This window comes from Microcystis protocystis FBCC-A270 (assembly GCF_050500235.1).
Lineage (GTDB): Bacteria > Cyanobacteriota > Cyanobacteriia > Cyanobacteriales > Microcystaceae > Microcystis > Microcystis ichthyoblabe_A.
This window is the reverse complement of the sequence record NZ_CP191407.1, coordinates 2853626-2870801: the sequence shown is the minus strand read 5'-3', so window position 1 is coordinate 2870801 and position 17176 is coordinate 2853626. Positions and strand designations below refer to the sequence as shown.

Genomic DNA, 17176 nt, shown 5'->3' with positions numbered 1-17176 from the left:
ACCGTTGTGTCCGCCCCGACACCCTACTCCCCAAAGGGAAAACTTCCATTTTAGTAGATCGCCTCTCTTGATTTAACCAGACCGATCGCCCGTAAACCGGCAATGACACCACAACCGATCACCATACCGACGAGGGAACGAATCAGATTTTCTATGGGAACGATCCCAATTAAAGCGATCCAGACTTCTTCTGGCCAGTTAAAAATCGAGTAGGTAATGGCGACGGCTCCTAAATGGGAGAGGCCGCTGGCGGTCCAGGTACCCCCAAAAATTCCCGCCGCTACTAGGGCTAAATTGCTACCTTTGATCCAATGGGGAAAAAGAGTCCGGGTCGGTAGGATAAATAATACCAAAGCCGACCAATCGACGAAAGCGCCAGCAATAAAGACTTGTGGCGAAATGCCGTTCAGTCCGATCGCCCGGTTAGCGTAGATAAACAGGGGAATCAGAAAAATTAACGTCAATCCTAACCACCAATAACGGCGTTTTTTGCCTAAAACCATCGTTCCCGCCACAAAACTGGCTATAATTGCCCCAAAGACCGAAATAGCGGGAATTCCTGCCGTGTAGGGGGCAAGAAAAGCCCCAATTAAGGACCCAATGCCACTAGCGATCGCCCCAGCGATCGGGCCGAGTAACCAACCCAAAAGGGGAAAAACCGCTTGACTGAGGGGCATACTACCGCCGGAAGCGAGGACAATGGAGAAGGGAATAAAAGAAAGGGTAGTGACAATGGCCGCTAAGACGACAATATAGGCGATCGGCGCCCCATCAATAGCGGCACTACTGACAGCTTCTACTTTGCGTTCTTCCCCTTCGGGGATAATATCTAGGGTCATAGATGAAAGGGTAATTCTAACTTTTCTATCATCCTCTGGTTTTATCCGCTTCGGGCAGTTAATGGTCAACGTTATAGCACGGGATTTGAGCAAGCGGAAAGGAGGCAGTCGCTGCATCCATACCGGTGTACGCTCCTGTGGGGAATTCCTCTGCTATATTTTTCTTAACCAAGAATCTTAATGATATTTTAAGATTTTTTAAAAAACCGCCCCTAGCTGAGATGAACGTATATCCTAGAGGGGAGCGAGTATAAATTCTTATTCCCGTTCGATCGCCCCCCAATTCTCTGGAGATCAGCACCCATGCTTACTTTGCTCCGTTCTCTGCTATTTTCCACCCTATTAAGTTTTGTTGCTCCCGTCCTCCTGGTGGGTTCGATTTTAACTGCTTTATTCGCCACCAGTCACGTCCCCGGCTTTACTTGGGTTTCTCAGACTGTTTTTAGCCAAATTCTGCAATTTTTAACCATTTTCGGTGACGGTTATCCCCTACAAGGAATGTTAACCATCGCTGTTACTTTTGCTTTTGTTGGCAGTTTATTCGATTTATTTAACTTTTACGTCTATCAAACCAATCGGGGACAGTAACAGACAAAGGGTGATAGACAATGTCTAGAATAAGAATGAGGTTTTTATGGGATCGAATCGTCTATGCGCCTTATTTTCTCCCGTTTTTGGCTATTAACAATAATTTCTCTGCTGCTCAGCCTGAGTATCGGGATTATCAATCCCCAAAACAGTTCCGCGCTCTCGTGGATGGATTTACTTTTTCGGGGTGTGCAAGTTATTCAACTCTCCACTATTTCTCCTCAGCAGGAAGTCGCCATCGGTAGGCAGATTAATCAAGGTTTATTAGAATCAGGTAAGGTGAAACTGTCCAAAGATGCCAGAATTAACCAATATGTCCAAGAAATCGGGCAGCAATTAGCGGCAACTAGCGATCGCCCTGACCTTCCCTACACTTTTCAAGTGGTGCGCGACAATAGCATTAACGCCTTCGCAACTATGGGCGGATTTGTCTATTTACACACGGGATTGATTAAAACTACTGATAATGAGGCCGAATTAGCCAGCGTGATTGCCCATGAAATCGGCCATATCGTTGGTCGTCATTCTATCACCCAATTACGCAATACTGCCCTCGCCCAAGGACTTCTCAGTGCGGCGGGATTAGAGACAAAAACTTGGGTACAATTGGCGGTTAATCTCGCCTATAATCTGCCCAATAGTCGCAAGGATGAATTAGAAGCGGACCGACTGGGTTTAACAAATTTGGCCAGGGCTGGTTATGAACCCACGGCGATGATCTCCTTTATGCAAAAATTAACACAACAGGGGGGTTCTACCCCGACAATTCTCAGCACCCATCCGGCTACAAGCGATCGCATTGTGGCACTGCAAAAACAGCTTAATTCGGTTAATAACTGAACTTCCCCCAGACATTATTCTTCTCCCGAATGGCGATCGCTATTCCCCTGCTCTCATGACTTTTTGTTGGGTTTCCTTGGGTCAACCCAACCGGTTTAGCGGTGGACGTTCCACAGAGGCTAAGATCGATATATTTCTCCACGAAAATTTAGTTAGGACTTGCTGAATAAATCTAAAAACCTTGCTGGGTAAGACTTTTAGACTTTTTGTCAATCAAAAAGTACCAAATATGGGAGTGATCGGGGGGAAAATTCAGGGACTTTTTCCCTGAAAATTAGGTAATTGACCCCCTCAAAATCGGTAAAACCCTATACCCCACACCCCACACCCCACACCCTACCCCCACGAAAAACTTTTTGCCGCAAACCCTAGTTAGAGATGCAATTAAAGTCGTTTCTGATAATTCCTATGTGCAGTCTCACCTAATTTGGCGGATAATGGATGCGGCTGCTACCGTCGATCCTAACTGGTTGATCGATCATGTACGTCCTGCTGCGGAAAAGATACTCGACGAAAAAAGGGCTGATCCCTAGGAAGAAGCAATTAAATGGCTGATTATATGTCGGGAAGACGGGAAGAATGGCAAACTTATCGGGAAAGTTTAATTAAGGAACATGGACGCAAATCGAAATTTATGGGGTTATTTAAACATCAGGATTTACAATAATTTAAGCTTCTAGCCGTCAGTTATCGGCTAAAACCGGGCTGTTTTTAGCTTGTAGAACGGGAATTGTCCTAATCTTAGGCCTAGTGACATTTCGGGGCAAAGTGGAGTATAATGGAAGGTTGGTCTAAACTTATCTCCAGACTACTTATACTGAATATTCATTGTCAAAAAATATGACTGAAACTATTCGCTTTTTGATGTGTTCTCCCGATCATTACGATGTGGATTATGTGATTAATCCTTGGATGGAGGGCAACATTCACAAATCTTCCCAGGAAAAAGCTAGGCAACAATGGCAGCAGCTTTATCATGTTCTCAAAGATCGGGCGCTCGTGGATTTAGTCCCACCAGAAAAAGGCTGGCCCGACATGGTTTTTACCGCTAATGCAGGTTTAGTTCTGGAAAAAATAGTCGTTCTCAGTCGCTTTTTACACAAAGAAAGACAGGGAGAAGAACCCTATTTTAAACAGTGGTTTGAAGATAACGGTTTTACAGTTCACGAACTGCCCAAAGATTTACCCTTTGAAGGTGCAGGAGACGCATTATTAGATCGGGAAGGACGTTGGTTATGGGCAGGATATGGCTTCAGAACTGAGTTAGATTCCCACCCTTTAATCGCTAAATGGCTCGATATCGAGGTTTTATCCCTACGTTTAATCGATGAACGTTTCTATCACCTTGATACCTGTTTTTGTCCCCTTAGTGGCGGTTATCTACTCTACTATCCCGATGCTTTTGATGCCTATTCTAATCGGTTAATTGAGTTAAAAATTCCCGAAGAAAAACGCATTATCGTTGAAGAAGCCGATGCGGTTAACTTTGCTTGTAATGCAGTAAATATTGGTCAAGTAATCGTCATGAATAAAATTAGTGACGATTTACAACATAAGTTAGCGTCAAAAAGCTTTGAAGTGGTACAAACTCCCCTGACGGAGTTCTTAAAAGCAGGAGGAGCCGCCAAATGTTTAACCCTGCGTACCACCGAACCCTTAATTCCAGACCATCACGCTAATGTCACCATTGAAAGTCGCATTCTCCAGCTAGAAGGTCATCTGCTCGACGCGGGAATTATGAATAAAGCTCTCGATGTTGTGGTGGGAAATGGGGGCAGCTTCAAGGTTTTAAACTTCACCTTAGGGATTGAGCGCCAAAGTACCTCCTCGGCCGAAGTGCGCGTTTCTGCACCCTCTCACGAGGTAATGGAGGAGATCATGGTACAATTGATCGACCTCGGTGCGGCCGCTCGTCCCCAAGAAATCTGTGATGTCAATACCGCCATTGTCGCTCAAGATGGGGTCGCTCCCGATGATTTTTATGTCAGCACCATCTATCCCACGGAAGTGCGGGTTAACTGTGAATGGGTGCGGGTGGAAAATCAACGCATGGATGCAGCCATCGTCGTCACTGAAAGTCCGGAAGGCAAAACGGCGAAATGTACTCTGCTGCGGGATTTAAAAGCTGGCGATCGCGTTATGGTGGGAGTTGAGGGCATCCGTACTATCCGACAGGCGGAATCCAGGGAACAACGCAACAGCACCCAGGAATTTACCTTTATGGGTGCGGGGGTTTCCAGCGAGCGCCGAGTCGAGTTAACCGTGGAGCAGATTGCCTGGGAAATGCGTAAAATTCGCGACCAGGGCGGTAAAGTGGTAGTAACGGCAGGTCCCGTGGTCATTCACACTGGAGGAGCGCAACATCTCTCCCGTTTAATCCGCGATGGTTACGTTCACGCTTTACTGGGGGGAAATGCGATCGCAGTTCACGACATGGAACAGGCGATCATGGGTACTTCTTTAGGGGTAGATATGCAGAAAGGCATCCCCGTGCGCGGTGGCCATCGTCACCACCTCAAGATTATCAACCTCATCCGTCGCCACGGCAGCATCGCCAAAGCTGTATCGGCCGGGGTATTGACAAAAGGTGTAATGTATGAATGCGTCAAGAATAATGTCCCCTTCAGTCTAGCTGGTTCAATTCGCGATGATGGTCCGCTTCCGGATACGGAGATGGATTTAATTAAAGCACAGGAAGAATATTCGCGCTTAATTCAAGGTGCAGACATGATTCTCATGCTCTCTAGTATGCTCCATTCCATCGGTGTGGGCAATATGACACCGGCGGGGGTGAAAATGGTCTGTGTTGATATTAACCCGGCCGTGGTGACAAAATTAAGCGATCGAGGTTCTGTAGAATCCGTGGGTATCGTCACCGATGTGGGTTTATTCCTGAGTCTGTTAACCCAACAGTTGGATAAGTTAACCCGTCCCTTGGTAGAAACGGTTTAAAACCGCAAATAGATATCGGGTGGGTTACGCTTTGCTAACTCACCTATTTTTATCGATATTTTCAACCAATTATCAGAGAAAATTTGCCCACTAGAGTCGCCCTAGCTTGCTTTCTTTTTGTATAATAGGGCTTATCTTCCCATACTTGTCAAACAGCCATGAGTCTCTGTCTCAATCCCGATTGTTCGCACCAAAACACCCCCACGGATAAATTCTGTCATAAGATAGAGCCTCGTAGGTTGGGTTGAGCGAAACAATACTGGGTCGAAAATGGCTTAATTCGACTGAAAAAGCGAAACCCAACCACCCCAAAGGTTACTCTTTGTTGGGTTTCCTTGCGTCAACCCAACCTACAATAATTGCTACCTGTCACCTCTTTTTCTATAATAAGTGTTAATCTTTCCATACTTGTCAAACGGCTATGAGTCTCTGTCTCAATCCCGATTGTTCGCACAAAAACACCCCCACGGATAAATTCTGTCATAAGATAGAGCCTCGTAGGTTGGGTTGAGCGAAACAATACTGGGTCGAAAATGGCTTAATTCGACTGAAAAAGCGAAACCCAACCACCCCAAAGGTTACTCTATAATAAGTGTTAATCTTCCCATACTTGTCAAACGGCTATGAGTCTCTGTCTCAATCCCGATTGTTCGCACAAAAACACCCCCACGGATAAATTCTGTCATAAGATAGAGCCTCGTAGGTTGGGTTGAGCGAAACAATACTGGGTCGAAAATGGCTTAATTCGACTGAAAAAGCGAAACCCAACCACCCCAAAGGTTACTCTTTGTTGGGTTTCCTTGCGTCAACCCAACCTACAATAATTGCTACCTGTCACCTCTTTTTCTATAATAAGTGTTAATCTTCCCATACTTGTCAAACGGCTATGAGTCTCTGTCTCAATCCCGATTGTTCGCACAAAAACACCCCCACGGATAAATTCTGTCATAAGTGCGGTTCTCAATTACTGCTCAGAGAACGTTATCGAGCGCTAAAATTAATCGGTCAAGGGGGTTTTGGTAAAACATTTCAAGCGATAGATGAGGATAAACCTTCAAAACCCTATTGTGTGATTAAACAATTTTTCCCGTCAGCACAGGGAACAGGAACTTTACAAAAAGCAGCAGAATTATTTAAAGAAGAAGCGATTCGTTTAGATAGTTTGGGAAGATACCCACAAATCCCCGAACTTTACGCCTATTTTACCGCTAATGACGGGCGACAATATCTCGTTCAGGAATATATCGAAGGACAAAATCTCGAACAAGAATTAAAAGAGGAAGGAGTATTTAACGAAGCCAAAATTAAACATCTTTTGTCAGAGATTTTACCGATTCTAGAATTTATTCATAGTAAACAAGTAATTCATCGCGACATTAAACCCGAAAATATTATTCGCAGAAAAAGCGATAATAAATTGATTTTAGTGGACTTTGGCGCAGCAAAATTTGTCAGTCCTTTAAATCGTTCCATGACGGGAACAATTATCGGTTCTGCGGAATACATCGCACCAGAACAGGGAAATGGTAAGGCAGTTAATGCCAGTGATTTGTATAGTTTGGGTGTAACTTGCATTTATTTATTAACTGGAATATCTCCCTTTGATTTATTCGATGGGGGGGAACACCAATGGGTATGGCGACAGTGGTTGGTTAATAATCCTGTTAGTAATGATTCAGGGAATATTCTGGATAAATTAATCGAGTTTGGCACGAAAAAACGCTATCAATCCGCTTCGGAAGTGTTGCAAGCTTTGCAGATAAAAACATCGGTTTCTATACCCCAGACAACTATTCAAAAACCCGTTAATCCCGTTATTTCCGTTCCCCAAACTCCCCCATCTATTCAGCTTAAAAGTGCCAAAGGAATCGATTATCGGAAATTAGAAGATTTACTGAAACGGCAGCAATGGAAAGAAGCGGACGAGGAAACTGCAAGAGTGATGCTACAGGTAGCTAACCGAACAAAAGAGGGATGGCTACGGGTAGAAGATATCGATAATTTTCCCTGCGAGGATTTGCGAACCATTGACCAATTATGGGTTAAATATAGTGGCGGTCGCTTTGGTTTTTCCGTGCAGGCGAAAATCTACCGCGAACTCGGTGGGACGCGGGAGTATAATGAAAGAGTTTGGGACGCTTTCGGAGATAGAGTAGGCTGGCGAGTGAATGATAGCTGGATATCACTGGAGGATGTTACTTTTGACCTAAAAGCACCCCTAGGACACCTCCCTGCGGGTGTTTTTGCTGGAGGGGTGTTTTGCTGGGTGCTGGGGGGGGAAGGAGTATTTCTTCTCTCGCGTCGAGACTTTTAAAATGTAACATATAAAGGTTACAGCCAATTTTTAAGAATCAGATATAACATGAAAGTTAGAGATGTAATTAGATTACTAGAACAAGATGGATGGTATTTATCGAGAACAAGGGGAAGCCACCGACAATTCAAACATTTTCTGAAATCAGGTTTAGTTACTGTTCCGGGTAAGCTGTCCGATGATTTAGCGATTAAGACTTTACGGAGTATTTTCAAACAAGCTCAATTGAATAAATATCTAGAAGAAGGAGACAATAACTAATGCGTTACGCGATTATTATCGAAAAAGCTGAAAATAACTATTCCGCTTATGTTCCCGATTTACCCGGTTGTGTTACTACAGGTAAAACCCTAGAGGAAATCGCAGAAAATATGAAAGAAGCAATTCAATTTCATCTAGATGGATTACAAGAGGAAGGGCTGCCAATTCCCCAACCAGCCACCTATTGCCAGTATATCGAAGCGTAACCGATCACCTGCATCCTGTCCGCAACTTTTATCTGTTAACATGGAACTGTAAACATATTGCCAACGCTCAAATTCAGATCTTGTAGGTGGGGTGGAACGAAACAATACTGGATCGAAAATGGCTCAGTTATGATAAATTTCCACGGTGAATAGATAGCTTTATGAGAAAATGGAAAGGTAATGCAATCCTCTAAGCCAGATGACTATAGCAGAGCTATTCCCTACTTTGAGAAGTCTGCCTCGTGCAGACAAGTTGAAGGTGATGCAATTTCTGATCGCAGAACTAAGTAAAGACGAGGAGCCAAGCCTACAGCCAGGAGCAACATATTTACTCTCGTCGCCGCTTAATTCACACGCAGCGGCGCAGAAACTTGCTCAACTCCTAGATTCGGAACAAGCAACGCACAATGCGTAACGCCCAACGATTTAACTTTACCGAAGGATTCGATGGGTTTGGTGTCCCCGATGCCTTGCCTCAACTACCTATATCTCTGACATACCAAGATAGATCGGTAGAGTTTTCAGCACTGTTAGACACGGGTGCAAGTGTTAATGTCTTACCGTACAGCGCTGGAGTTCAACTTGGTGCGATTTGGGAAGAGCAGACAACCTCTGTCATCTTAGCTGGTAATTTGGCTTCGATCGAGGCGCGAGGTTTACTGGTTTCGGCACAGATTGGTAATTTCAACCCAGTTCGGCTGGTTTTTGCTTGGAGCTTGTCTGATGATACACCTTTACTACTGGGTCGGATGAATTTTTTTCTAGAATTTGATGTCTGCTTCTATCGTTCACAACTTGTTTTTGAAATCTGCCCTAAATCCTAAAATACACTGCGATCGCCGATTTTGTAGGGTGCGCCCGATGGCGTAACGCACCTGAGATTAATTCTGATTAATTGCCAATTCATTGCCGACACAAGAGTTAAAGCGATAACAATTCATTGCTGTATGTAACAATATAAGAGGAGTTTATCTCAGGAGTTCCACAGTGATTAAAGAGCTAGACCGTATTACCGTTAATCCACAAATATGTCTTGGACAGCCAACGATTCGAGGAATGCGTATCACTGTGGGATTTGTTCTGAAACTGTTGGCTAGTCAGTTATCTATTCAGGAAGTCTTAGAGGCTTATCCAGAGTTAGAGGAGGAAGATATTCGTCAGGCTCTTAATTATGCAGCTTGGGCTGTATCCGATTATATCGTTAGCTTCACTTCGGCATGAGTAGTCTGCGTTTACTGGCTGATGTTCATATCTCCCCTTTGACAGTTGCGGCTTTAAGGTTACAGGGCTACGACATAGTACGCACTACAGACTTTTTACCTGCCACTGCTGCCGACGCGGAGATTTTGGAACTTGCCAGAGTGGAAGGTCAAGTTATTTTAACACAAGACTTAGACTTTTCCCTGCTGGTAGCCCTCAATAATTATGGACTGCCTAGCTTGATTACATTACGGTTATCTTCTGCCAGACCTGATGTAGTTGCTCAAAGGCTTCTAGATGTTTTACTGACTGTGGAAACGGAACTGACAGAAGGTGCGGCAATTACTATCAGCGATGACTCTGTGCGTGTTCGTAAACTTCCAATTCGATGAACCCGCACCTCAAACGATGTCAGACAAAGAAGTAGAAACGATTTTCAAGGAAAAATTAAATCAAATAATTGAGTAATAGAAATCGTGCGTTATGCGATTATTATCGAAAAAATTGATAGGGTTTCGATGCCTGTCACAGGTTGCCGATATAATATTGGTTGGATAAATGAAAGAAGTTCGATTTAGTGAGCATTCTAGAATCAAATTGAATTTGCTATCCGCTCGTGGAATTTTTATCACTCCTGAATTTATCCTCGAAACTGTACAATTTCCTGACAAAATAGAAATCTCTGAAGACAACAAGCGAATCGCACAAAAAAAGTTCAATGATAATTTAGTGATTCGAGTAGTTTATCGAGAATTCAGTGCTTTTTTCTTAATCATCACCCTTTACCCTGGTAGGATATCCCGATATGAACAAGATACACTATAGCCCAGATGTGGATGCTTTATTAATTGAGTTAAACAATAATCCAATTGCTTACGCAGAGGAGGAAGGGAAAACAATATTACATTATTCCGAGGACGATCAGTTAGTTTTAATCGAGATTCTAGATTTTGGTTGTTCTCTATCGGAAGATGCTAGACAAGAACTGGCAAAATCCATATCTTCTCGTGAATCGATTAAAATATAGTTATCGATTAATATCCATCTCACAACAATTTAAATCATGAAAGGTATTCAGTATATTGTCGATGAAACAGGAGAAAAAACAGCAGTTGTTATCGATATAAAAGAATGGGGTCAACTGTGGAATGAGTTTTATCAAAATTTAATCGATCGCTCTCCTGTAAATGAAGACTGGATAAATTGATCGCCTTTTCGAGAAAAATTAGATCAAGCTCTGGCATGGAATGCTAATCATCCACCGCAGTTATCAAATCTAGAATCCCTAGCCGATTGCTGTTCAGATTCCCATTGCTGAATTTGAAAAAATCGAAGAAATCCTAGAGGATTACGGACTAGGAAAACTCATCGAAGAAGTTGAAAATGATCAAATCCTAGACAAAGAAAAAGCCTGGCAATACTGCCCGCATATACTGTAAAATCTATTTTATAGAAGTCTATAAAGAAATTGGCTAAATTACAATATAAATGCCTTATTTAAATCCCAATGCGACAATCCCACCAGCTAAATTAACCCGGTATTTGCTAGTTTTACAACCCAAAGATGATAAATCAGGCTTTCTGGCACAAGCAGGATATAATTTAGACAACTGGCAGGTATTGGAACAAGATTTAAGACGTATTCTTCTCAACGAGGCCACCTTAAATAAACAAACAAAGTTCGGTGATATTTATGAAATTAAAGGACTTTTACAAGGGGTGAACGGGATAAACTTACGAGTCTCTACCTATTGGATTATCGACTCACTTACGAAAGAAACAAGATTTGTGACTTTATTACCAGATTAAAAGAGTTAGACTATGAAATTTGATATGTTTTCCGAAGTTCAATTAACCGAAGATTTGCCAGAATCTAATTTGTCTCGTGGCACTCACGCGATTATCGTGGATTATTGTCCTCGACCCGAAGGCCAAGAGGATGGCTATGTTTTAGAAGTGTTAAATAATCAGGGAAAAGCCTATACAGTTATCGCTGTAGAAGTTTCCAAGATTGAATCAATTCAAAATCTTAAACAGGATGAATTTCAAATTATATAATTCTGTTATTCTTCGCTGTGATTTCCTAGAAAACTGAGGTTCAAGAAGCTTAACCCACCATCATTTTTTTGTGTATGTCTCCAGGGATGACGACTGTTTTCAGTTTGTTACTCTCAAGCGCCAATGAAATATTTACCGTCCGCTCTTTGGTGAAATTTGAATAAGTTAAAATCAAAGATAATATCCCTATCGCTACAATCTCAACTATCGATGAATCTCCTGAAAGATAGTAAAAAAATTCGTTTTATTGACCTCTTTTGTGGTTTGGGAGGGTTTCGAGTGGCGATTGAACAAGTTTGTCGCCAAAAAAACTTAGAATCTGATTGTGTTTTTTCCTGTGATATAGATAAAGATGCTCAGGCAATTTATCAGGCTAATTTTGGCGACCAACCCCGGGGAGATATTACCGAAATCGCTGCCCTAGATATTCCCAATCATGATATTTTAATGGCGGGATTTCCCTGTCAACCCTTTAGTATTTGTGGTAATTTAAAGGGATTTGAAGATACCAGAGGCACGCTATTTTTTGAGATTGCTCGCATTTTAAAAGCCAAACAACCCGCAGCATTTATTCTGGAAAATGTCAAGCAATTGCAGGGACATCAACAGGGAAAAACCTTGCAAGTTATTCTCGATACTTTACAAGATTTAGATTACTATACCGATTATCGGGTTTTGAATGCGCTTAATTTTGGTTTACCGCAAAAACGGGAACGGATTTTTATCGTTGGTTTCCGAGAAACTAGGGGTTTTATCTGGCCAAAACCAGCTTTATCTAGAACAAGTTTAACAGAAATCTTAGAGGAAAATGTTTCGGATTTTTATTATGCTTCCGAAAAAATTCAAAAAAGTCGCCTGCTGAAAAGAGAGGGAAAAAAACCTTATAGTGAACCGACTATCTGGCACGAAAATAAAGGAGGAAATGTCAGCGCTTATCCCTATTCCTGTGCCTTGCGAGCAGGAGCATCCTATAATTATTTGTTAGTGGATGGGAAAAGACGCTTAACAGCAAGAGAAATGCTCCGTTTACAAGGTTTTCCCGATGATTATCAAATTGTCGGCAGTTATCAAACTATGCGAAAATTAACCGGTAATAGTGTAGCGATTTCCTGCGTAGCTGCTGTGGTTAATTCTGTAATCGAGTCTTGGTTAGATATTGAGCAAGCATCAACTAATTCATTCTCGTTCAATCGACACCTTAATTAAGTTTATTTTTGACTTAGGAGTTTTAGATAGTGGTAATTATTCAAGACGCTTTTAATTCCCTATATAGACAGTAAAATACTAGGAGATTATAGCTTGTTTGAGTCCTAATTTATATCTCTAAAATTAGCTGACCCATTGCCTTGAGAATTTGGAGCAGATTAATTGCTGATTCAGGATACATTAAATTAAGTTCTGGCATTATCTGATAAGTGGGGTTAGTTTCTTGTCTGAGATAGACGAACATATATTGTAAGCCATTAGTCGCTAATCCCCAAACTGAGGGTTGTCTTTCTAAGCTATTGTAGGCATAAGTCAATAATTGAGGTAATCCCTGACGCACTTCGATTCCACTCTCTTTAGCTTCAATGACTAAAATCCAAAAAGGGATATCATTGACAGTTGCTATCGAATTATTCACCGTGACAATATCAAACCATCCGCTAATAGTTTTATCTTCATCCACAAGGATAATATTATCAATCCCTTCTTCAACCCTAATCTTAATCGGATAACGATAAAAACCCGCTAACCACAATAGGGGAAATAGGGTTAAAACTTTAACTTGTCCTTCTGATGCTTTATCTTCCATCAAATAGGGTCGAAAATCGTTGCGGATTTGAACAAGTTCTAATTTTTCTGCGTCGCTGACGGTTTCCAATGTTAAAAGCTCTGTAAATGAAACATCCTCAAGCTTTTCTTGGAAATGGAGATGACGTTGAACATCCGCAAGGGTTAGTTTACTCGTTTTGAGGGTCAGCATTGATTGAGCAAGCAGTACAGCGCTGTTCCGATTGTAGCGGAAAATAGGTTTCTCGGCTGTTCTTGCTAACAAAATAAGCCAAGACAGAAACATAAATTTAACAATAAAGTTGCTGGGTGGGGTGCGGATTGTTAATGTTGGTTTTTTAAAAGAATTGGTTGCCTTCTAACGCACTTTACACTCGTCGGCCTTTTTTGGGACTATTAACCCCTATCTCTATAGGTGAGTTAGCAATGGGTAACTAGAATAATAAAGGAGAACCATTGCCGAAAAACGAGAGCGCTATGCCAGAAGAAACTATTTGGATTATCACCGCAGAAGATACCCCCGTCACCCCCGATAAAGATGCCAAAGGAAACGACACCTATGACAATCCCTGGGACACGAAGAAAATTATCACCGAAGCTGCGACTCGTGGCGTAAAAGTGAGCATAGAGAAGCTAGAGACAGAACTATCCCATTTTCTCCAGCTTATCGGCAAAGTCTTCAATCAAGCACAGAAACAGGTCAACCAACAAACCGGCTTTAAACTCGATGAAGTAGAGCTTTGCGTAGAGATTACCGGGGAAGGTGAAGTAAAATTATTAGGGACGGGGATTAAGACCGGCACCAAAGGCGGATTAACCTTAAAATTCAAGCGAGACGAGAAAAACACACCGACCGCAGACTAATGACGAACTGGGGATTATTTATCGGGATAAATCAATACAAACGCTTGAAACCGCTCAAATGTGCCAAGCAGGACGCGGTAGAGATGGCGCGTTATTGTCGTGACGAAATTAATTTTGACGAAGTTTTCCTGTTTACCGATGAGTCTGACCCAATAACCGCGCCGAATGGTTCCCAACAGGAGACGAAACCGACGTACACAAACCTAATGGCTTTCCTGCAAGACTTTTTCGAGTCGCAACGCTTAGAAACCGGCGATAATTTCTGGTTTTTCTTCAGTGGTCACGGATTACGCCATCAGGGACAGGATTACCTCGTTCCCAGCGAGGGACACCCGACCTTAATCGAACAGACGACCATTCCCCTCAATTACGTTACCCAACGTTTACGGAGATGTGGTGCAGATAATATCATTCTCTTTCTCGATGCCTGTCGCAACGAGAACGATTTTAGCAATAAATCCGTAGGCTGGCAAAAGCAACAGGGAGTGATAACCATCGCTTCCTGTAGTCCGACGGAGGAATCCTACGAAATTCCCGAACTACAACAGGGTTCCTTTACCTATTCACTTCTAGAGGCTTTACGAATCCAAGGGGAAAATAACTGCGCTACGGTAGAAAGACTCTGTAATCGTCTCCGCGAAAGGATTCCAGAAATCAACCGACAACACAACAAACCCCCGCAAACCCTCCATTCTATTGTCGAACCGCATTATAAAAATCATCTGATTCTGTTACCGAAACAGGCAAAGACTCCCGATATAGAGTTATTGCGAGTGGAAGCTTTAGAGTTGGAAGTGGAGGGAAAGCTAGAGGAAGCGCGACAGTTGATGAGACGAGTTCTGGCTTTGGATACAACCAGACCTAAATACTGGCAAGATTACGACAGAATTAATCGAAAATTAGCACAACAACCCGTACCACCTTCCCCTAAAACGGAACCGATAAATGGTGAGTCGGCGAAAACGATAACAGAAACCCCGAAACCCGCAGCACCGCCAGAAATCGAACTAAAAAGCGCCAAAGGAATCGATTATCGAGACTTAGAAGATTTATTAAAACGGCAGCAATGGAAGCAAGCGGACGAAGAAACCGCAACAGTGATGCTACAGGCTGCCAATAGAACAAAAGAGGGATGGCTACAGGGAGAGGATATCGATAATTTTCCCTGCGAGGATTTGCGAACCATTGACCAATTATGGGTTAAATATAGTGGCGGTCGCTTTGGTTTTTCCGTGCAGGCGAAAATCTACCGCGAACTCGGTGGGACGCGGGAGTATAATGAAAGAGTTTGGAACGCTTTCGGAGATAGAGTAGGCTGGCGAGTGAATAATATCTGGATATACTACAAAGATGTTACTTTTGACCTAAAAGCACCCCTAGGACACCTCCCGGGTGTGTTATGCGTGGGTTTGTACTGCGGCGGGTTTGGGATTTCTTCTCTCGCGTCGAGACTTGTAAAATGTAACATATAAAGGTAACAGCCAATTTTTAAGAATCAGATATAACATGAAAGTTAGAGATGTAATTAGATTACTAGAACAAGATGGATGGTATTTATCGAGAACAAGGGGAAGCCACCGACAATTCAAACATTCTCTGAAATCAGGTTTAGTTACTGTTCCGGGTAAGCCATCCGATGATTTAGCGATTAAGACTTTACGGAGTATTTTCAAACAAGCTCAATTGAATAAATATCTAGAAGAAGGAGACAATAACTAATGCGTTACGCGATTATTATCGAAAAAGCTGAAAATAACTATTCCGCTTATGTTCCTGATTTACCCGGTTGTGTTACTACAGGTAAAACCCTAGAGGAAATCGCAGAAAATATGAAAGAAGCAATTCAATTTCATCTAGATGGATTACAAGAGGAAGGGCTGCCAATTCCCCAACCAGCCACCTATTGCCAGTATATCGAAGCGTAACCGATCACCTGCATCCTGTCCGCGACTTTTATCTGTTAACATGGAACTGTAAACATATTACTAATGCTCAAATTCAGAAAAAACTTCTCAATATATGCGCGGATTTCGGCTACAAATTACCGCTAATCTGTACACCTTACGAGTTAATGGGAGAATGAGCCATGTGCGAAGATGAAATACTCGAAGAAATTCATAAGATTAGAGAAGAACACGCCAAGTCTTTCAACTACGATATAAAAGCGATTTGCGCCGATTGGAGGGAGAGACAAGCGAAAAGTGGTAGAAAATTAGTTCGGTTAAATACCGCCCAAAACATGACAAAAAATAGCGAAAATGATACTATTGAGAGAACCAAATGCTAGAAATTAACAAAAGCTATGTATTAGACAAAGATCAAAAGCCGATTGCCGTTCAGATTCCCATTGCTGAATTTGAAAAAATCGAAGAAATCCTAGAGGATTACGGACTAGGAAAACTCATCGAAGAAGTTGAAAATGATCAAATCCTAGACAAAGAAAAAGCCTTACAATATTTAGAATCGCTTAAAAAGAAAAATGTGGAAGGTTGAATACAACAAGAGATTTTTAAAAGAATTAACCTCCTTGCCAAAGCACATACAATCTCGTATTGAGTTGATCGTATTTTACCAGTTAGAAACTGACAATCCTTTTGAATTAGACTATCTCGATAAAATGAAAGGACATAAAGATAAATATAAAATTAGAGTTGCAGATTATAGGATTGGCCTGACTATTGATAAACCCAATCAAACCATCATCTGTCAACGAGTCGCACATCGTAGAGAAATTTACAAAACTTTTCCTTGATAGAAAAATACCGCTATCTTTATCTGTCAATTACTTTCTAATCATTTTAATCGATGAACAGGGAAATTGGAACTTTGAATTATGAAAAAATCACCTTCGGAAATGACTAACGCAGAACTCCGTCAGTATCTTTCGGAACATCGAAACGAAGAAGCTATTTTTAGTGAAGCACTAGAAGTATTATTAAGCCGAAAAAAAGACGGGTTTAACTATCCCGCACCTCAAACGATGTCCTATAAAGAAATAGAAACGATTTTCAAGGAAAAATTAAATCAAATAATTGAGGAATAGAAATCGTGCGTTATGCGATTATTATCGAAAAATTGCGATCGCCGATTTTGTAGGGTGCTTTAACGTAGTGTAACGCACCGCTAACTTTAATCATCGTGGGTTATCAATCAAGATAGATTATGATCTGAAATAGCAAACAGTACAAACCCTTGAATTTCCCATGACATTGACAACTGAGGATACTCAAGACAACCAACAACAGATACTCACTGAGTTACGAGAATTAAAAAAGTAACTT

At 41.9% G+C, this 17176-nt stretch carries 26 protein-coding genes and 3 pseudogenes; 27 read left to right on the top strand and 2 right to left on the bottom strand.

What is annotated here, in order from left to right:
• Positions 1 to 50: 50 nt before the first annotated feature.
• On the bottom strand, positions 51 to 839 hold the full coding sequence (locus ACQY1X_RS13895) for an ECF transporter S component (protein ID WP_024971296.1): 789 nt from the start codon (positions 837 to 839) through the stop codon (positions 51 to 53).
• Positions 840 to 1142: 303 nt separating this feature from the next.
• On the opposite strand from ACQY1X_RS13895, the gene ACQY1X_RS13890 reads away from it, so the two are divergent.
• The 19 genes and pseudogenes from ACQY1X_RS13890 (at position 1143) to ACQY1X_RS13800 (ending at position 12464) form a co-directional block, all read left to right on the top strand.
• Positions 1143 to 1427 (top strand): hypothetical protein, encoded by a 285-nt coding sequence (locus tag ACQY1X_RS13890; RefSeq protein ID WP_002775456.1) that lies wholly within the window; start codon positions 1143 to 1145, stop codon positions 1425 to 1427.
• 63 nt (positions 1428 to 1490) lie between these two features.
• The gene (locus ACQY1X_RS13885; RefSeq protein WP_002775455.1) at positions 1491 to 2267 is read left to right on the top strand and encodes a M48 family metallopeptidase; all 777 of its coding nucleotides are present in this window, start codon (positions 1491 to 1493) and stop codon (positions 2265 to 2267) included.
• Between the two features lie 356 nt (positions 2268 to 2623).
• The gene (locus ACQY1X_RS13880) at positions 2624 to 2800 is read left to right on the top strand and encodes a hypothetical protein (protein ID WP_430012961.1); all 177 of its coding nucleotides are present in this window, start codon (positions 2624 to 2626) and stop codon (positions 2798 to 2800) included.
• A gap of 307 nt (positions 2801 to 3107) precedes the next feature.
• Positions 3108 to 5219 (top strand): TIGR00300 family protein, encoded by a 2112-nt coding sequence (locus ACQY1X_RS13875; RefSeq protein ID WP_430012960.1) that lies wholly within the window; start codon positions 3108 to 3110, stop codon positions 5217 to 5219.
• 158 nt (positions 5220 to 5377) lie between these two features.
• Positions 5378 to 5443, top strand: a pseudogene (locus ACQY1X_RS13870) (4-Cys prefix domain-containing protein); the annotation flags it as partial.
• A gap of 197 nt (positions 5444 to 5640) precedes the next feature.
• Positions 5641 to 5706 (top strand): annotated as a pseudogene (locus ACQY1X_RS13865) (4-Cys prefix domain-containing protein); the annotation flags it as partial.
• 136 nt (positions 5707 to 5842) lie between these two features.
• The gene (locus tag ACQY1X_RS13860; RefSeq protein ID WP_322096481.1) at positions 5843 to 5932 is read left to right on the top strand and encodes a 4-Cys prefix domain-containing protein; all 90 of its coding nucleotides are present in this window, start codon (positions 5843 to 5845) and stop codon (positions 5930 to 5932) included.
• Between the two features lie 173 nt (positions 5933 to 6105).
• Complete coding sequence (locus ACQY1X_RS13855; RefSeq protein ID WP_430012959.1) at positions 6106 to 7533, top strand: GUN4 domain-containing protein; 1428 nt, start codon at positions 6106 to 6108, stop codon at positions 7531 to 7533.
• Positions 7534 to 7581: 48 nt separating this feature from the next.
• Entirely contained in the window at positions 7582 to 7794 is a 213-nt protein-coding gene (locus tag ACQY1X_RS13850) for a type II toxin-antitoxin system HicA family toxin (protein ID WP_430012958.1), read from the top strand.
• Positions 7794 to 8000, top strand: a complete 207-nt coding sequence (locus ACQY1X_RS13845) for a type II toxin-antitoxin system HicB family antitoxin (protein ID WP_002769524.1) — start codon at positions 7794 to 7796, stop codon at positions 7998 to 8000. Before ACQY1X_RS13850 ends, ACQY1X_RS13845 begins: the two co-directional genes overlap by 1 nt.
• 407 nt (positions 8001 to 8407) lie before the next feature.
• Positions 8408 to 8824 carry an aspartyl protease family protein gene (locus tag ACQY1X_RS13840; RefSeq protein WP_002733137.1) on the top strand — a complete coding sequence of 139 codons (417 nt, stop codon included), beginning with the start codon at positions 8408 to 8410 and terminating at the stop codon, positions 8822 to 8824.
• 163 nt (positions 8825 to 8987) lie between these two features.
• A complete protein-coding gene (locus ACQY1X_RS13835; protein WP_002775448.1) occupies positions 8988 to 9221 on the top strand; it encodes a DUF433 domain-containing protein in 234 nt (77 codons plus the stop codon).
• Positions 9218 to 9592 (top strand): DUF5615 family PIN-like protein, encoded by a 375-nt coding sequence (locus tag ACQY1X_RS13830; RefSeq protein ID WP_002733650.1) that lies wholly within the window; start codon positions 9218 to 9220, stop codon positions 9590 to 9592. Before ACQY1X_RS13835 ends, ACQY1X_RS13830 begins: the two co-directional genes overlap by 4 nt.
• Positions 9593 to 10005: 413 nt before the next feature.
• Positions 10006 to 10227, top strand: a complete 222-nt coding sequence (locus ACQY1X_RS13825; protein ID WP_002769518.1) for a DUF2283 domain-containing protein — start codon at positions 10006 to 10008, stop codon at positions 10225 to 10227.
• Between the two features lie 36 nt (positions 10228 to 10263).
• A pseudogene (locus ACQY1X_RS13820) lies at positions 10264 to 10518 on the top strand (hypothetical protein).
• The gene (locus tag ACQY1X_RS13815) at positions 10493 to 10639 is read left to right on the top strand and encodes a hypothetical protein (protein ID WP_238560409.1); all 147 of its coding nucleotides are present in this window, start codon (positions 10493 to 10495) and stop codon (positions 10637 to 10639) included. Before ACQY1X_RS13820 ends, ACQY1X_RS13815 begins: the two are co-directional and overlap by 26 nt.
• A gap of 49 nt (positions 10640 to 10688) precedes the next feature.
• Positions 10689 to 11009 carry a DUF6883 domain-containing protein gene (locus ACQY1X_RS13810; protein ID WP_024968524.1) on the top strand — a complete coding sequence of 107 codons (321 nt, stop codon included), beginning with the start codon at positions 10689 to 10691 and terminating at the stop codon, positions 11007 to 11009.
• Positions 11010 to 11021: 12 nt separating this feature from the next.
• Entirely contained in the window at positions 11022 to 11258 is a 237-nt protein-coding gene (locus ACQY1X_RS13805) for a DUF4926 domain-containing protein (protein WP_002731660.1), read from the top strand.
• 210 nt (positions 11259 to 11468) lie between these two features.
• The gene (locus tag ACQY1X_RS13800) at positions 11469 to 12464 is read left to right on the top strand and encodes a DNA cytosine methyltransferase (protein ID WP_430012956.1); all 996 of its coding nucleotides are present in this window, start codon (positions 11469 to 11471) and stop codon (positions 12462 to 12464) included.
• A gap of 109 nt (positions 12465 to 12573) precedes the next feature.
• Here the strand turns inward: ACQY1X_RS13800 and ACQY1X_RS13795 are convergent, their stop codons facing one another.
• Positions 12574 to 13224: a restriction endonuclease subunit R gene (locus ACQY1X_RS13795; RefSeq protein ID WP_430012955.1), complete on the bottom strand. Its 651-nt coding sequence runs from the start codon at positions 13222 to 13224 to the stop codon at positions 12574 to 12576.
• 284 nt (positions 13225 to 13508) lie between these two features.
• Here ACQY1X_RS13795 and ACQY1X_RS13790 point away from each other — a divergent pair, with 284 nt between their 5' ends.
• The 8 genes from ACQY1X_RS13790 to ACQY1X_RS13755 all read left to right on the top strand — a co-directional run bounded on the left by ACQY1X_RS13790 (position 13509) and on the right by ACQY1X_RS13755 (position 16938).
• The gene (locus ACQY1X_RS13790) at positions 13509 to 13895 is read left to right on the top strand and encodes a Pepco domain-containing protein (protein WP_123230070.1); all 387 of its coding nucleotides are present in this window, start codon (positions 13509 to 13511) and stop codon (positions 13893 to 13895) included.
• Positions 13895 to 15367 (top strand): GUN4 domain-containing protein, encoded by a 1473-nt coding sequence (locus ACQY1X_RS13785; RefSeq protein WP_430014789.1) that lies wholly within the window; start codon positions 13895 to 13897, stop codon positions 15365 to 15367. Before ACQY1X_RS13790 ends, ACQY1X_RS13785 begins: the two co-directional genes overlap by 1 nt.
• Before the next feature lie 34 nt (positions 15368 to 15401).
• On the top strand, positions 15402 to 15614 hold the full coding sequence (locus ACQY1X_RS13780; RefSeq protein ID WP_016516386.1) for a type II toxin-antitoxin system HicA family toxin: 213 nt from the start codon (positions 15402 to 15404) through the stop codon (positions 15612 to 15614).
• Positions 15614 to 15820: a type II toxin-antitoxin system HicB family antitoxin gene (locus ACQY1X_RS13775; RefSeq protein WP_002769524.1), complete on the top strand. Its 207-nt coding sequence runs from the start codon at positions 15614 to 15616 to the stop codon at positions 15818 to 15820. Before ACQY1X_RS13780 ends, ACQY1X_RS13775 begins: the two co-directional genes overlap by 1 nt.
• A gap of 161 nt (positions 15821 to 15981) precedes the next feature.
• Positions 15982 to 16182 carry a hypothetical protein gene (locus ACQY1X_RS13770; protein ID WP_287637626.1) on the top strand — a complete coding sequence of 67 codons (201 nt, stop codon included), beginning with the start codon at positions 15982 to 15984 and terminating at the stop codon, positions 16180 to 16182.
• On the top strand, positions 16176 to 16388 hold the full coding sequence (locus ACQY1X_RS13765) for a hypothetical protein (protein WP_430014788.1): 213 nt from the start codon (positions 16176 to 16178) through the stop codon (positions 16386 to 16388). The genes ACQY1X_RS13770 and ACQY1X_RS13765 overlap by 7 nt, the downstream gene beginning before the upstream one ends.
• Positions 16375 to 16647, top strand: coding sequence for a type II toxin-antitoxin system RelE family toxin (locus ACQY1X_RS13760; protein WP_430014787.1), 273 nt, complete (start codon positions 16375 to 16377; stop codon positions 16645 to 16647). Before ACQY1X_RS13765 ends, ACQY1X_RS13760 begins: the two co-directional genes overlap by 14 nt.
• 81 nt (positions 16648 to 16728) lie before the next feature.
• Positions 16729 to 16938: a DUF6887 family protein gene (locus tag ACQY1X_RS13755; RefSeq protein WP_002734197.1), complete on the top strand. Its 210-nt coding sequence runs from the start codon at positions 16729 to 16731 to the stop codon at positions 16936 to 16938.
• Positions 16939 to 17176 lie beyond the last annotated feature (238 nt).

Excerpts from the sequence above, each read along its gene's own strand:
- ACQY1X_RS13885 (WP_002775455.1), top strand. The coding sequence starts at position 1,491 with ATGCGCCTTATTTTCTCCCGTTTTTGGCTATTAACAATAATTTCTCTG.
- ACQY1X_RS13770 (WP_287637626.1), top strand. The coding sequence starts at position 15,982 with ATGTGCGAAGATGAAATACTCGAAGAAATTCATAAGATTAGAGAAGAA.
- ACQY1X_RS13795 (WP_430012955.1), bottom strand. The coding sequence starts at position 13,224 with ATGCTGACCCTCAAAACGAGTAAACTAACCCTTGCGGATGTTCAACGT.
- ACQY1X_RS13830 (WP_002733650.1), top strand. The coding sequence starts at position 9,218 with ATGAGTAGTCTGCGTTTACTGGCTGATGTTCATATCTCCCCTTTGACA.
- ACQY1X_RS13840 (WP_002733137.1), top strand. The coding sequence starts at position 8,408 with ATGCGTAACGCCCAACGATTTAACTTTACCGAAGGATTCGATGGGTTT.
- ACQY1X_RS13845 (WP_002769524.1), top strand. The coding sequence starts at position 7,794 with ATGCGTTACGCGATTATTATCGAAAAAGCTGAAAATAACTATTCCGCT.
- ACQY1X_RS13800 (WP_430012956.1), top strand. The coding sequence starts at position 11,469 with ATGAATCTCCTGAAAGATAGTAAAAAAATTCGTTTTATTGACCTCTTT.
- ACQY1X_RS13805 (WP_002731660.1), top strand. The coding sequence starts at position 11,022 with ATGAAATTTGATATGTTTTCCGAAGTTCAATTAACCGAAGATTTGCCA.
- ACQY1X_RS13790 (WP_123230070.1), top strand. The coding sequence starts at position 13,509 with ATGCCAGAAGAAACTATTTGGATTATCACCGCAGAAGATACCCCCGTC.
- ACQY1X_RS13850 (WP_430012958.1), top strand. The coding sequence starts at position 7,582 with ATGAAAGTTAGAGATGTAATTAGATTACTAGAACAAGATGGATGGTAT.
- ACQY1X_RS13760 (WP_430014787.1), top strand. The coding sequence starts at position 16,375 with ATGTGGAAGGTTGAATACAACAAGAGATTTTTAAAAGAATTAACCTCC.
- ACQY1X_RS13755 (WP_002734197.1), top strand. The coding sequence starts at position 16,729 with ATGAAAAAATCACCTTCGGAAATGACTAACGCAGAACTCCGTCAGTAT.
- ACQY1X_RS13855 (WP_430012959.1), top strand. The coding sequence starts at position 6,106 with ATGAGTCTCTGTCTCAATCCCGATTGTTCGCACAAAAACACCCCCACG.
- ACQY1X_RS13860 (WP_322096481.1), top strand. The coding sequence starts at position 5,843 with ATGAGTCTCTGTCTCAATCCCGATTGTTCGCACAAAAACACCCCCACG.
- ACQY1X_RS13875 (WP_430012960.1), top strand. The coding sequence starts at position 3,108 with ATGACTGAAACTATTCGCTTTTTGATGTGTTCTCCCGATCATTACGAT.
- ACQY1X_RS13780 (WP_016516386.1), top strand. The coding sequence starts at position 15,402 with ATGAAAGTTAGAGATGTAATTAGATTACTAGAACAAGATGGATGGTAT.
- ACQY1X_RS13765 (WP_430014788.1), top strand. The coding sequence starts at position 16,176 with ATGCTAGAAATTAACAAAAGCTATGTATTAGACAAAGATCAAAAGCCG.
- ACQY1X_RS13810 (WP_024968524.1), top strand. The coding sequence starts at position 10,689 with ATGCCTTATTTAAATCCCAATGCGACAATCCCACCAGCTAAATTAACC.
- ACQY1X_RS13825 (WP_002769518.1), top strand. The coding sequence starts at position 10,006 with ATGAACAAGATACACTATAGCCCAGATGTGGATGCTTTATTAATTGAG.
- ACQY1X_RS13890 (WP_002775456.1), top strand. The coding sequence starts at position 1,143 with ATGCTTACTTTGCTCCGTTCTCTGCTATTTTCCACCCTATTAAGTTTT.
- ACQY1X_RS13775 (WP_002769524.1), top strand. The coding sequence starts at position 15,614 with ATGCGTTACGCGATTATTATCGAAAAAGCTGAAAATAACTATTCCGCT.
- ACQY1X_RS13895 (WP_024971296.1), bottom strand. The coding sequence starts at position 839 with ATGACCCTAGATATTATCCCCGAAGGGGAAGAACGCAAAGTAGAAGCT.
- ACQY1X_RS13785 (WP_430014789.1), top strand. The coding sequence starts at position 13,895 with ATGACGAACTGGGGATTATTTATCGGGATAAATCAATACAAACGCTTG.